The sequence below is a fragment of the bacterium genome, from assembly GCA_016703265.1.
GTDB lineage: Bacteria > Krumholzibacteriota > Krumholzibacteriia > LZORAL124-64-63 > LZORAL124-64-63 > CAINDZ01.
Map to the genome: position 1 here is coordinate 65,748 of JADJCK010000011.1, position 14,024 is coordinate 79,771.

Annotated in this window: 7 protein-coding genes; 1 reads left to right on the forward strand and 6 read right to left on the reverse strand. The window is 69.7% G+C overall.

The features are described from left to right. Positions 1-44: 44 nt before the first annotated feature. From IPG61_17830 to IPG61_17855, 6 genes are read right to left on the reverse strand one after another with little or no spacing between them, the layout of a single operon-like run. Positions 45-1,199 carry a hypothetical protein gene (locus IPG61_17830; protein MBK6735892.1) on the reverse strand — a complete coding sequence of 385 codons (1,155 nt, stop codon included), beginning with the start codon at positions 1,197-1,199 and terminating at the stop codon, positions 45-47. Positions 1,200-1,243: 44 nt separating this feature from the next. Beyond that, positions 1,244-3,253, reverse strand: a complete 2,010-nt coding sequence (pgsW, locus tag IPG61_17835) for a poly-gamma-glutamate system protein (protein MBK6735893.1) — start codon at positions 3,251-3,253, stop codon at positions 1,244-1,246. Further along, positions 3,234-3,704 (reverse strand): poly-gamma-glutamate biosynthesis protein PgsC, encoded by a 471-nt coding sequence (gene pgsC, locus IPG61_17840; protein MBK6735894.1) that lies wholly within the window; start codon positions 3,702-3,704, stop codon positions 3,234-3,236. The genes pgsW and pgsC overlap by 20 nt, the downstream gene beginning before the upstream one ends. Next, positions 3,704-4,870 (reverse strand): poly-gamma-glutamate synthase PgsB, encoded by a 1,167-nt coding sequence (gene pgsB, locus IPG61_17845; GenBank protein ID MBK6735895.1) that lies wholly within the window; start codon positions 4,868-4,870, stop codon positions 3,704-3,706. The genes pgsC and pgsB overlap by 1 nt, the downstream gene beginning before the upstream one ends. Before the next feature lie 17 nt (positions 4,871-4,887). After that, entirely contained in the window at positions 4,888-8,661 is a 3,774-nt protein-coding gene (locus IPG61_17850; protein MBK6735896.1) for a hypothetical protein, read from the reverse strand. Continuing rightward, positions 8,658-10,307, reverse strand: a complete 1,650-nt coding sequence (locus IPG61_17855; GenBank protein MBK6735897.1) for a right-handed parallel beta-helix repeat-containing protein — start codon at positions 10,305-10,307, stop codon at positions 8,658-8,660. Before IPG61_17855 ends, IPG61_17850 begins: the two co-directional genes overlap by 4 nt. 384 nt (positions 10,308-10,691) lie before the next feature. Here IPG61_17855 and IPG61_17860 point away from each other — a divergent pair, with 384 nt between their 5' ends. After that, positions 10,692-12,725 carry a hypothetical protein gene (locus IPG61_17860; protein MBK6735898.1) on the forward strand — a complete coding sequence of 678 codons (2,034 nt, stop codon included), beginning with the start codon at positions 10,692-10,694 and terminating at the stop codon, positions 12,723-12,725. Positions 12,726-14,024 lie beyond the last annotated feature (1,299 nt).

Sequence of the window (14,024 nt, forward strand, 5' to 3'; positions counted from 1 at the left end):
GGTAGACAACGCCGGAATGTGGGACGCGCGTGCATGGGTACTCCTCAGAATCGGTAGGTCAGGTCGACCCAGGTCTGCAACTGGACGAATGCCTTGTCTGTCGCCAGGTCGCCCTCCCAGGGCGACTCGACGTTCCGCCACGAACGTCGCGTCGAAAGGCGCGCCGTCAGGTCCTTGCTCAGCTTGCGCTGAAGCTCGATGGTCACCTTGTAGTTCAGGTCACGGCGACCGAGGTGGTAGGGATCGTCCACCAGCGAACGCTGTGTCGTGTAGTAGTAGTCCATGAACAGGAACGACAGGCCGACGCTCTCGACCACCTTCGCGATGGGCGGCCACTCGATGTCGACACCCAGGCGGTAGAGGTCGCGTTCGTAGGAAGGATCGCTGTCGTCGGAGTCCTCGATGGTCTCGCCCACCTCGTCCAGGCCGCGGCCGTTGCCATCCTCGTAGCTGTAGTCGCCGCTCAGGCTGAACACGGGGCTGACGGTCCAGGCAAGGCTGCCGCGCAGCTCCCAGGCCTCGATGTCGTTCTCCATGAACTCGCGGTTGTAGTAGCGGTAGTTGCGCTCGAAGACGAGCGTCGCGGCCAAACTACGGGAAACCGACTGGCGCCAGGCAAGGTTCCAGATGTTGCGCTGGAACCGGAATTCACGCCATTCCAAGGGCGTCTCGGGGTCGACCAGCGGCGAGCGGTCGGTGAGCTGGCGGATGTACTGTTCCGGCGCCGCGTGCAGGTACAGCTCCAGGCTCTGGCGCTTGCCGATGTACTGCCGGGCGAAGAAGTCGAAGTCCGTGTTCGTCTTGATCGGGTTGTTGGCGTACATCCAGCGCTTGACGCGCAGGCGCAGGCGCGTCTGGCCCAGCGCGATGAGGTCGCGCCGCACCTCGAGGTCGAGACCCGGGGCGATGACCAGGTCATCCGTCGACTGGTGCACGAACTTGAAGGGATAACTGCCGCTCTCGAATGCGTCGATATCATCGGTGCCGGCGCCCAGGACGTTGTCGTTGTAGATGAAGGCGCACGAGGCGGCGCCGCGCACTTCCCAGGCGGCGGGCTTCCGGGCGGACTTCGCGGGCGTCTTCTTGGCGGCCGGGGCGGCAGTCACGGCCGCCGGGGTCACCGAGAGGCTCCAGTCGGCAGGCGCCCGTGCGCGCGCCGACGGCGCCGTCGCCACGACCAGCGCCAATGCGGCTGCCATCGCCCTGAGCCCCGCCTTCACGGCCCGGTTGCCGCCGCATGGACTCACCGCGGCACCCCCAGGTCGGCCTGCGGGATCTGGAACTGGGCGGCGATGCCGCAGGCCTCGGGACGCACGCATCGCAGTTCGTAGCGGTGACGACCCGGCGGCACATCCACGCGCAGCCGGTGCCGCGAACCCGGCAGCAGGTTCGGAGTCTCGACCCAGACCACGCCGGCCAGCTTGTCGGCCGTCAGGTGGAACGTCTTGCGGTCAACGCCGTCGCGCACCAGTTCGAGCGTGTAGTTCTGCGTGCCGCTCATCGTGGCGTCGAAATCGAGTCGCGTGTGGATCTGCAGCGACGTCGGCCCGGTCACGTCGAGCACGACCGAACGGCCGCCGTCGAAGCGGTAGTAGGTGCTCTGGGCCCCGCTCTCGAACTGGAGCGTGGCCACCGAGCCGTACGACGACGGCGTCAGCGGCGCCCGGCCGGTGCCGCGCCGCTTCACGGCGCCGAACAGGCGACCGGCCACCCGCGAGCCCGCCGGCGACTTGCCCGAGAGCTCGACCCGGTGGGTGCCGGGACCGACCTCGAAATACGTGCGCCGCAGTTCGCTCACCGCACCGCCGCCGCAGGCCGTCGCCTCGGTATCGGGCGCCATCGCCAGGGCGCGGGTCTCGGTGACCACGCCGTCGATCCGCACGGTCAGCTCATAGCGCCCCCCCGATTCGCCGAGGGCGCCGCCGCAGCGCGTCAGCAGCTTGCAGCGCCGGGGCCCGGTGACCTCGAAGGTCACGCCCCGCTCGCCGCCGAGGGCCACGTAGGAAACGTCACTGCCGTCCGTCGTGACACAGACCGTGTTGCCGCCGACCAGCGGCTTCACCTCGCGCCACGACGTCACCGCCGCGCCGGCCGGCGCGGCCGCAGCCAGCGCCAGAAACACCATCAGTGCCGCCGCCGCCGCCCCCGGCTTGCGGTTCAGGCGGTCGAACAGCCCGGCCCGCACCTCGGGCGCCAGGATCAGCACGCAGCCGAGCGAGTAGATCAGCAGCATCACCGTCGCCAGCGGGAAGCTGTACATGTCCTTCTGGAACAACGGTCCCTCTCCGGGCTGGGGCAGGAAATCGGGCGCCACCGGCAGGCCATTGTCCTGCGCCAGGCGCGTCACATTGAGAAGGTGCACCACCGGTACGCCCTGTTCCGCGAACAGCACGAGCGTGCCCTTGCGCGCCCAGTTGTGGTCACCAAGGTCGTAGCTCAGGCCCGAGGGCAACAGCAGCCGGTTATGGCTGCTGCCCAGGCTGGCCACGCCGCCGCCCACGTTCACGCTCAGGCGGTAGGCGTGCCCGCGCTGCGCCTCGCTCCAGAACGTCATCCGCTGGGTGATGGCCTCTTCGATGTTGGTGGCGTCGAGCAGGGGCACGCCGTGCCGTGCGGCAGCCGCCTCGATCAGCCGCCGTCCCTCGGGGCTCAGGCCGCGTCCCATGTCGTTGCCGCCGCCGTGCGTCGCTGCGGTGTTGCGCGTGGTGAAGATCCCTTTGCCGGCGAGCAGCGCCTCCATGTCGAGCCAGGTGAACTGCGGGTCGTTCGCGCCCCACATCGAGGCGCCGATGGACGTGATCACCACCGGACGGAGCTTCATCGTCTCGAGCGCCGCATACAGGCAGATGTTCAGCGCCGGGAAGGAACCGCTGACCGCCACGGCCACCGGATCGCCCGCCTTCAGTCCCGCCTGCCGGAAATACTGCACGATGAGCGCCGCGAAATTGGGGTTCACGCTCGTCAGCTTGGACTCGAGGTCGCCGCGCGCATTGGTGATCAGGCTGAATTCGGGACCGATCAGGCCGGTGCCCGCCGGGTCGTTGACGAGGTCGACCCGGCCCTCGTGCAGGCCGCGTTCGACGCGAACGGCGGTGAAGGCCCGCGAAGCCAGCTGCGAAGCCGCCATCTTAAGGTCGTAGTCACGCTGCCTGACGGGCACGCGAGCGTACTCGAGGAGCACCTGCATCAGCAGTGCCGCCACGGCCAGTCCCAGCAGGATCAACTGCCGCCGTCTATCCAACCGCCAGCTCAATGAGCCTTCCTCCGTGCGCAACGATCAATCCAAGCCTGACGATGAACGAGGCCATCAACATCGTGCACACCGTCTCGACGATGCCCTGCCGCAGCATCCAGTAGGCGATGAGCCCGGGGATGATGTAGCCGATCGACTGGAGCACGGCAGCGTCGACGCCAAGGTTGGCCGAGGCGTTGAAGACCATCAGGTAGCGCGTCAGGTAGCCGAACAGGTAGCCGGCCAGCACGCAGAACACCATCGTGCGGCGGCCGTACAGGAGCACGAAGCGACCGATGACCTTGACCAGGCCGAAGGTCACCAGCGCCGCCAGCAGCGTGCCGATGATGCGCAGCGGCTGGTCCAGGTAGAGCGCAATGTACCCCGGCACCACCAGGCCGCCGGCGGCCAGGCCAAGGATCTCGCTGAACACTAGGCTGACCACCAGCCCCAGCCCGATGCTCTGGAAGATCACGCCGCCCCGCTCCTTGTCCGCAGGTGGTCCAGCAGCAGGTGACCGATGCCCGCGATGTTGCCCACACCCACCACCATCCCCCCGTCGGGGGTCAGTTCTGCCAGGCGCTCCCAGAGCGCCGGCGCGTCCAGCCGGCTCAGGTCGCTCACCGCCGGTCGGGGCAGCCCCTGGCGCAGCAGCATGTCCGCGAACACGGCCGTCTCGGTGCCGATCAGCGCATAGTGGGCCGCCGGCAGTTCGCGCCCGAACAGCGGCGCCAGATCCTTGCTCCGTCGCTGCCGGTCGCCCCGGTTGTTCATCAGGAGCACGACGCGCGAGAAGTCCTTGTCCAGTCCCAGCCGTTCCCAGATGCGCACATAGCTGACCGGGTCGTTGGCCGCGAAGGCATTGACGAACTCGACCCGCTTGCCGGCCTCGAAAAGTGTCCAGCGCGTCAGCGCGCCGACGTCCGGCGTGACCTCGTACATTGCGGCCAGGGCCGCGCGACGGTCGACGCCGACATCCAGGCACACGGCCAGGGCCAGCGCCACGTTGTCGGCGAACTCCTCGTAGGCGAAGCCGGCCATCTCGTCCGCCGTGACGTCGCCTGGCCCGCAGAGCCGGAACGACGAACCGCGCTGCCTGGCCACGCCCTCGAGGTGCCCCGCGTAGGCCGCCTCGGCCGTGAACAGCTTCGTACCCTGCGGCACGGTACCGGCCAGGCTGGCCGCGACATCGTCCAGTGAAGGTCCCATCACCTCGAGGTGATCGGGCCGCACGTTGGTGATGACGCCGTGCGTGGCCTGCACGATGGACTGTTCGCAGGTGCGTTGCAAATCCGGCCGCACGGCCATGCACTCGATGACAAGCGCGTCGCAGCGCTCGGCCACCGCCGCCCGCACCACCGCCAGCTGCTCGCGAATGTTCGGCCCGCCCCGGCGCCGGATGCGCGTCTCGGTGCCGTCCACGTGCACGAGCGCGGCCGCGCTGCCGGTGGTCTTGGCCACCACGCGCAGGCCGCCGCCGCGAAGCCCCGCCCCGATCAACCTGGCCACCGACGACTTGCCCCGCGTGCCGTTGACGTGAATCCGCACCGGGATGCGCCGGCGATGGCGACCATGGCGCCAGGTTTCCCAGACGCCGAGGCCCGTCAGGAAGGCCAGCAGCAGGACGATCAGTTTCATGCCGGACGGCCGCCCTCTCAGCGCACGAGCGTCAGCTTGGTGGTCACCATGCCGTCGGCCGTCTCCAGCCTCCCGAAGTACAAGCCGCCGCCCAGCTGGCGACCGGCGTCGTCGCGGCCGTCCCAGGCCGCGCGCCCCTCGCCCGCGGGCAGGGACGCATCCGTCAGCGTGCGCACCAGGCGTCCGGCCACGTCGTACACGCGCAAGCGCGCCGCGCCCGCACGCGGCAGCGCGTAGCTGAGCACGGCGCCGTTGCGCGACGGATTGGGTCCCGTCGCCTGCAGCCACAGCCGGGTCACGGCTGCACCGGCGATGGAGGCCGAACCCGGCCGACTCTCGGCCTGCCACGGATGCAGGGCGGTGAGCGTGTAGCTCGCCGCCGCATCGCCCGAAGGCGAGGTGTCGAGATAGACCTGCGCGTCGGCCGGCAGCAGCTCGACGGTCAGGCGTTCGGTGCCCGAGGCATCGCTGCGGTCGATGTGCCAGCCCAGGACCGGGCGATCGTCGGCCGGCCGCCAGTCCAGGCGCACCGCGCCGGGCACGCGCTGGGCCGTGAAGACGGACAGCGCGAACGGGACCCGCACCGGCGGCGCCGTGGTCACGCGAACCGCCAGCCCCGACTGCAGGGGCGCCATGCCGGCAATGTTGACGTTGTCATAGGACAACTGCAGCCCGTCCAGCCCGTCCGGCGATTCCCAGCCCACAGTGGCATACATGCGCAGGTTGTCGTTGTTGGCCACGTGCCGGTAGAGGAACAGCATCTCGCCGTCGCCGCTCGGACCGACGCGCACCGCCGGATCCAGCAGCACCAGCTGGAACGTCTGCAGGCCGAGAACCTCGGGCTGGTAGTTCGGCTGCCGGCTCCACTCGATGATGAAGCGGCCGGTGGCCGCATCGTGCCAGGTGTAGATGCCGTCGGGCGCGATGCCGTTGGGCAGTTCGTCGCCGACACCCGGCATCTCGGGGTTCAGGTTGTCCCAGAACGGCGCCACCAGGGCGTCGTTGCCGTGCGTCGAGGGCAGCGTCCAGTTGTAGAAGTCGTAGTCGGTGCCCAGGTCGAACGAGACCCAGCCGTTGTCGCACACGCGCAGCCGCGTGTAGTCCTGCCCGAAATAGCGGAACGTGAACGGCAGGTTCACCTGCACCGAAGTGGCCAGGTTGTCGGGCACCGAGAAATTGAGCTTCGTCCCGCTGCCGCCGAACAGGGTCGAGATCTCCGTCCAGGCGTAGGTCGGGCGGCTGGCAGGGTAGTCGAGGTCGGCGCTGTCGTAGGCATAGTAGCCGTGCGCGTCAGGGCCGCTCGGCGCCGTCACGTCGACATCACCGACGATGACCGCGCACGTCGTCTCGCGACGCCAGCCCTCGGTCGTGGTGATCGTGGCCGCGAAGTTGAGGGCCGTGCCGACGGCCAGCGCCTCGCCCACCGTCACGGACAGGCCGGCGCCGGTGGTCACCGAGGCCCCCGGGGCGCAGGCCCCGAACGTGGCCGTGGCCCCGTCCAGCGTCGGGCCGGCAGGACTCAGCAACGTCAGCGTGACGGTGCCGCCGGCCGCGGCAAGCGAGCCGTCGTTGCGCAACGTCAGCCGCAGGTCGGTCGTGCCGCCGGGCTGCACGAAACCGGCCGCCGCTCCCAGCGCCACGGGCTCCAGGCGCGAGGCCGCCACGGTGAACGACCACGCCGACGTATCGGTGCCGCCGGCGCCGCGGTCGGCCGCCAGGCGCAGCGTGACCACGTCGCCATCAGCGGCGTCATCGGCGATCGCCACGGTCAGGGGAGATTGCGCCGTACCCTCGAGCCCGGCCGCGACAGCCGCGAAGGGTGCCGTTCCCGTCACCAGGGCCGGCCCTTCGACACTGGCGGCAGTGACCGAGAAGGCACCGCTGGAAGCCGTGCCGTGGTTCATCATGCGCAGGGTCACCGAGAGTTCGTCGCCCGGGTTGGGCACGCCGTCGCCGCCGTCGGCCACGGTGGCCCCGCTCGCGGCCACGTACACGGCCGCAGTGGTGGTCGGCACGGCGGTTTCCACCGGCACCACCAGCGCGCCGGTCACGGTCACATCCACGTTCGCGCCGGCGATGACCGGCGCCAGCAGCACGTGCGCCATGCCCGCACTGTCAGTGACGCCGCTGCCCAGCAACACCCCGCCCTGGGTGACGCCCACACGGGCGCCCGCGACCGCAACACTGCCGGCAGTCGTCGTCACGGCAACCGACATCTCGTTGCTGCCCGCCGGCAGCAGCGCCGGAGCCGCCACCGTCACGGCACGCGGTGCGCCGCGCCAGTAGTTCAGCTCGGGATCGCCGAGCAGGTTGTAGATGTGGAAATAGAACTCGACCGATTCCTCGCCGTGGGTGGCGGCATCCAGTTCGTCGGGGAAGTAGTCGATGAAGCGCAGCTTGCCGGCGTCGAGCAGGGATCCCAGGTCGGTCAGCGAATCGTCGGTGATGCGCTCGAACATGGCGATCGCCATGGCGTCGTTGTAGCGCGTGTGCGACCAGTGCTCGCCGTTGCCGATGAAGGCCACGGCTCCCTTGCCGGGCGCCTCGGGCGTGCCCTGCCGCACCATGGCCTCGCCGAAGCAGGCCGGGCTCGACGTGTAGTCGCCCGTCAGGCACACGAAGCTCATGACCACCGGCAGCTTCCAGCCGTTGTTCAAGGCGGGGATGTCGTTCACCGTGTAGGTGGGCGGATCCCACCCGCCGGAGCCGTAGGCCCAGCCGCGGTAGACGACCATCGAGGCGCCGAGATCGATGCTCTGCCTGATCATCTGGGCACCGAGCAGCGGCGGCATGGGCACCGGCGAGGTGACCGCCGTGGGGGCACTGAAGCCGATCGACTGCAGCTGCCGGCCGCAGTAGGCCACCGTGTGGGGCGGCGTGGTCGAGCCGGTCAGGCCGGCAACCATCAGCGATTTCGTGAACCAGGCCGGCTCCGCCGTGTACGGCGTGCGTTCGTAGCCGATGGTGCGCGCGACCATCGTCTGCGCCTGCGAGAGATTCTCCACCGGGAAGCGGCCCAGCATCGCGTCGGGCAGGAAGTCGTCGCCGTCCAGCAGCACATAGGGCAGGTCGGTGGGATTGCCCTGGAACGTGTAGGTCGGGATGGCGCCGATGTCGCCCAGCAGCACCACGTATTCCGGCGGATTGTCCCAGGTGTCGTACGCCGTCTGCAGCCAGGCCTTGATGCCGGCCGTCGAGGAGCCGGTCACATCGGTACCGACCGTCACCACGCGCAGGCCCTTGAGCGTCTTCCACTGCGCCAGGGGCGCCACGGCCGCTTCCAGCGCCGCATCATAGACGATGACGTAGCTGCCCTGGCTCACCGTCGCCGCCTTGCCGGCCGGCAGGCCGCCGAGGGCCGCGTCGAGCGCCGGCGAGGCCAGGCGATGGTCGGGCGCCTCGGCGTCCCAGTTGCCGTCGTGCGCCACCTGCAGCGTGACCGGCGCCTGGCCGGCCGCTGCTTCGGCCCGCGCCAGCAGCACCGGGCGTCCGCGCATGATCATCACGCGTCCCGGCTCCGCCGACGCCTGCGCGCCGGCCTGGCCGGCAACCCAGGCACGGCCACCGGACGCATCGCGCGGCAGGGCCACGAGCGCCCCGCGCGCGCCGCCTTCGACCAGCGACGGTGCTGCGGTCAGGGTGACGAGACCAGGTCCATCGGCGGCGACCGGGCCGGTCCCGGCGATGGACGCGGGGACGGTCCCGGCCGCCGTGAAGGCGGCCAGGACCGTGGCAGAGGCAAGTCGGATCGCGGTGTTGAACCGGACAACTTGCGGCAGGCGGTACGTCATCGGATCAAGCTCATCCTTCGGCTGACGAACGTTCCGGCGGACTCGACGCGGTAGAGGTAGACGCCGCTCGGCACGGGACGGCCGGCATCGTCGATGCCGCGCCAGGTCAATTCGGTGCGGCCGGCCGCCGCCTGGTCCCAGGTGCGCGTGTAGACCTGCGCCCCGCGCACGTCGTGGATGCGCAGCGTGACCGGGCCCGCCTGCCTCAGTTCGAACCAGATGGTCGTGGCCGGGTTGAAGGGGTTCGGCGTGTTGCCTGCGTCCAGCTTCGCGGCCAGCGGCAGCGGCGCGGCACTGGCCCCGCAACCGGCGGGCAGCGCGCCGACCAGCAGGCCGTTGCACGGCGCGCCCGGCCGGCTGCCCGGCGCGCAGGAGCTGCCGGGCACCAGGCCGTAGGGCTTCGCGACGGTGCCGCAGAAGCCCGGATCGAGGGCGAAGTTGCCGCCGCCGTCGGTGCCGCACAACGCATCGCCGCCCGCATTGCCCCACACGTCGGAACAGGTGATGACCGGCGTGGCCGACAAGCACCACACGCCCTGGCCGGCGTCGGCCCCGGCGATGATGCAGCGCGTGATGACGGGCTCCGCGCCCCACTGCACGGAAATGCCGCCGCCGAACCCGTTCACGCTGGTCGCATTGTCGGCGATGGTGCAGTTCTCGATGGTCGGCGAGGGCGTGAACGACACGTCGATGCCGCCGCCCTCGGCGTAGAACCCGCTGCAGGTGTTCAGGGCGATCACGTTCGAACGCAGCACGGGCACGCTCTGGCTGACCGCGATGCCGCCGCCGAGGCTGTAGGTGCCGGCCGCGTCGTTGCGCAGGATGCTGCAGTTCTCCAGCAGGCCGCCCGCGTCCTGCACGAAGGCGACGCCGCCGCCGTAGCCGAGCGTCTCGTTGTCGGTGATCACGCAGTCGGTGATCGTCGGCGTCGCGCTCTGCACGGCGATGCCGCCGCCGTTGCCGAAGCTGGCGTTGATCACGTTGAACGAGATGGTGCAACCGTCGATGACGGGCGAGCAGTTGGTGCGGATGAAGATGCCCGCGCCCGACGGCGCCGTGTTGTGGTGGATGCTGCAGTCCGTGACCTGCGGGCTGCTGCTCTCCTCGATCGCCAGGCCGCCACCCTGCTTGGCCAGGTTGTTGTCGATCTCCAGGCGGGTCAGCACCGGGTTGGCGTTGTTGATGCAGACAACGCCGCCGTCGTTGCAGGCCGTCACCCGCACGTCGGTGATCGTCACGCTGGACGGCACATTGCGCAGCAGGATGCCGGCGCCGAAGATCTGGGCATAGGCGCCGCGCACCTGGAGGTTCTCCACGCTGCAGTTGCTCACGCCGTCGCCGAAGATGCCGCGCCCGAGCCCCTGGGCATCGATGATCGTCGCGGCCGGTCCGGCGCCGCGGATGGTCACGCCGGTCTTCAGGATGACGCAGGCCGGCGTCGTCCCGGCGCCCTCGGTCGGGTGTGTGCAGTCGGTGTAGGTACCGGCAGCCACGAGCACGATGTCGCCGGCGGCCGAAGCCTGCACGGCGGCGTGGATGGTGGCGTACTGGGCGGGCACGTTGCGCGTGGCGGCAACGGCCGGGACAGTGGCCAGGCAAACGGCCAGCATGGCCAGCGACAGGACGCGGGTAGGTGCGGACTTCATCGTTGTGTTCCTTCCTGCGGGCCGCGGGATCGGCGTCCGGCGGGTGCCGGGCGGGGGCGTATCCCGGGTCTTGGAATGTGGCTTCGATTATAACCCAGTCCCCCGGCCTCAGGCCATCGGGAAATTGATCGCACTTTGGCGACAATTGCTCATTTAACACCGATTTATGTCACCATTGCGCCGAATTTGGCGCGAGTTCGCGATAATAAAGTCAAGCCACTTAACCTCATGATCTGATATGATTCCTCCAATCGCCATCGGGTCCGCGCGCACCACCAACGCGGACCTTGCCGTGCCGGCTTCCTCGTCCTACCGGGCGCCGGCATTCCTGCCCGACGCGCCGCCCCTGCGGCGGCCGGCGTGATCTCCCGGGAGGCCTCACGAATGCGTTCCTGGCGTCAGTTCCCCGCCCTGTCCCTCATCGCCTGCTGCCTGGCCGTCGGTGGCCTGACCGGATCGGTTGCCCTGGCAGCCGCCGGAGCCGTGGCTGACAACGGCGAAGCCCACTGGGCGCTCACAGCCGGCGATGCCGCGCGTATTTCGGTCACCTTGCAGGTGCCCGCCCCCACAGTTCGCGAGGCGGAACTGCTCGGCGAGACGTTCGCCGAGATCAGCCTGCCCGGCACCGAGGCGGCCGGCGTGCCCGGCCAGCCGGCCTTGCCGGTGCTGGGACGTTTCGTTGCCGTGCCCGCAGGCATGACGGTGCGCCTGGTCGCGGCGCGCGCCCCTGAGCAGGTGCTCGACGGCGCCTGGCGGCCCCTGCCGGCGCAGCCGGTGTCCGCCGCCGACGCGCCGGCCACCTGGGACCGCGCCTGGTACGCCCAGAAGGCCGCCGCCACGCGCGCCCCCCTGGCCGAAGTGGGCGAGCCCGCGGTGATGCACGGTGTGCGCGTGGTCCCTGTCACGGTGCGCCCGGTGTCGTGGAATCGCGCGACGGGCCAGGTGGCCTGGACGCCCTCGGTGGAACTCGACCTCGAGTTGGTGCCGGCGACCGATGCTGCCGCGCCGGTCCGCGCCGACCGCCCGCTGCCGGCCTCGTTCGTGACGCTTCTCGAGCAGAGCGTGCTCGGCTTCGACAAGGCCTCAGCGACGACCGTGCCCCTGGGCACCTGGGTGTGCATCGCGCCGAACGACCCCGCCGTGCTGACCGCCGTCGAGCCGTTGGTGGCGTGGCGCGCACGCCAGGGCTACAACGTGGTCTCCGTGACCACGGCTGAAACCGGCACTTCGACCACGGCCATCAAGGCCTGGCTGCAGAACCAGTACAATACGCTGTCCATCCCCCTCGAGATGGTCTGCCTGGTGGGCGATGCGAGCGGCACCGTCGCAACGGCCACCTGGAGCGAGTCGCTGTCCGGCTACAACGGCGAAGGTGACCACCCCTACACGCAGCTCGACGGTACCGACATCCTGCCGGATGTCCACATCGGCCGCCTGTCCGCCAGCAGCGCCGCCGAGCTGACGACCATCGTCAACAAGATCGTCGGCTACGAAAGCAGCCCCTGGCTGACGAACGACACGAACTGGTTCCGGCGGGCCGGCCTGACCGGCGACCCCTCCACTTCGGGCTACAGCTGCATCTGGACGAACCAGTGGGTGAAGGACCAGCTGCTGCGGCTCAACTACGCGACCGTCGACACGATCTGGAGCGGCAATTTCGCGACCCTGATGACGGCGAACGTCAGCACGGGCGAAAGCATCTTCACCTACCGCGGCTACTACGGCATGAGCGGCCTGACGACCGGGCACATTTCCACGATGTCGAACGGCAGGAAGCTTCCGTATGCGATCATCATGACCTGCGGCACAGGGAGCTTCGCCCAGGATGCCAACTGCCGCAGCGAGGCCTTCCTGCGCCGTGCCAACGGCGGCGCCGTGGCCGCGATCGGCACTGCGACGATCGGCACGCACACGCGCTACAACAACTGCATCTTCGCGGGTGTCGCCGACGGCGTGCTCAACACCGGCGACCAGCGCACGGGCCCGTCACTGTCGCACGGCAAGCTGAACATGTACCTGAACTACAACGCCAACGAGGCTTCCGAGGTAGCTATCTGGTCGACCTGGAACAACCTCATGGGCGACCCCGCCACCTCCATCTGGACAGCCGTCCCAATCGACCTCGCAGTGACCGCGCCCGCAGCTCTCGACGACAACGCCAACGCGCTGCCGGCCCTGGTCACCGCCGGCGGCAGCCCCGTCGAAGGGCGCGCTCGTGGCGTTGTACCGCAAGGGCGTCATCAGCGTCAGCGCCCTGACCGGCGCGGACGGCCGCGTGGTCCTGCCGGTTTCCGGCCTGGTCGACGGCACGTACCAGCTGACGGTCACCGGCACCAACCTGAAGCCCTGGCTCGGTGTCGCCACCGTGGGCCCGCAGGCCGTGTCGCTGGCGCCCGGCGCACTGATTGTCGACGATGACGCCGTCGGCGCCAGCCAGGGCGACGGCGACGGACTGGCCGAACCCGGCGAGACGGTGGAATTGATGATCGGCCTGGCGAACGGGGGCACCGGGACGGCCACCGGGGTCACGGCGCAGCTGTCCAGCCCCGACGCCCTGGCGGTCGTGGCCCAGGCGGCGGCCGGCTACGGCAGCATCCTCAGCGGCGCCACGGGCGTCCAGGATGCGCCGTTCGTGCTGCAGATCGACGCCGGCATGCGCGGCGGCAACGGCGTGCCCCTTCAGCTGGTGGGCACGGCGGCGGGGATCGATTACACGGGCCTCGTCGACTTCAAGGTCAACGGCCCCGCGCTGACGCTCACGGCATCGCTGCTGGGCGGGGTCGGCGGCACGCTGAACCCCGGCCAGACGGGCACGCTGCGCATCACAGTGCGGAACGACGGCAACGCCGCCACTGCCGGCGCCACGGCTGTCCTTTCGAGCACCGACCCCTGGGTGACGGCCGCCGATACCGACGGCACCCTGCCGGCCATCGCCGTCGGCGGCCTGGGCGACAACAGCGGCAACCTGTTCTCGCTGCAGGTCTCCTCTGACTGCCTGCCCGGCCACCTCACGGTGCTGAATGTCGACGTCACGTTCGCCGAGGGCGGCAAGGCGCAGGTCGCCGTGCCGGTCACCTTCGGCACGCGCACGGTCACCGACCCGGTGGGCCCCGACGCCGGCGGCTACTACGCCTTCGACAACGGCGATCTGGGCTACGGCCAGGCGCCCGTCTACGAATGGGTCGAGATCGACCCGGCTCTGGGCGGTCCCGGCCAATCGGTCGGCCTGACCGACTTCGCGATCTACTCCGACGACACGCGCGTCGTCGACCTGCCGTTCCCGTTCACTTACTACGGGCGCGACTTCAGCAAGATCTCCATCTGCTCGAACGGCTGGCTCGCCATGGGCGCCACCTACCAGCGGCACTACCGCAACCGCGCGCTGCCTGCCGTCGAGGCCCCCGAGGACATGGTCTGTGTGTACTGGGACGAACTCTACGCCGTGTCTGGCGACGGCGGCGTGTTCACCTGGTACGACGCCGTCAACCACCGGTTCATCATCGAGTGGCGCCGGATGCGCAACGAGGTTGGCCAGGCGATCGAGACGTTCCAGGCCGCCCTCTACGACCCGGCCCACCAGGCAGGCGACGGCCTGATCCTGATGCAATACCAGACCGTCAACCAGGTCGACTCGCTGGAAGGCTACTCGACGGTCGGCATCCAGAGCATCTCGCAGGACTCTGCCCTGCAGTACTCGTACTGGAACGCCTATTCCGG

Excerpts from the sequence above, each read along its gene's own strand:
- IPG61_17830 (MBK6735892.1), bottom strand. The coding sequence starts at position 1,199 with ATGGCAGCCGCATTGGCGCTGGTCGTGGCGACGGCGCCGTCGGCGCGC.
- pgsB (MBK6735895.1), bottom strand. The coding sequence starts at position 4,870 with ATGAAACTGATCGTCCTGCTGCTGGCCTTCCTGACGGGCCTCGGCGTC.
- IPG61_17850 (MBK6735896.1), bottom strand. The coding sequence starts at position 8,661 with ATGACGTACCGCCTGCCGCAAGTTGTCCGGTTCAACACCGCGATCCGA.
- IPG61_17855 (MBK6735897.1), bottom strand. The coding sequence starts at position 10,307 with ATGAAGTCCGCACCTACCCGCGTCCTGTCGCTGGCCATGCTGGCCGTT.
- IPG61_17860 (MBK6735898.1), top strand. The coding sequence starts at position 10,692 with ATGCGTTCCTGGCGTCAGTTCCCCGCCCTGTCCCTCATCGCCTGCTGC.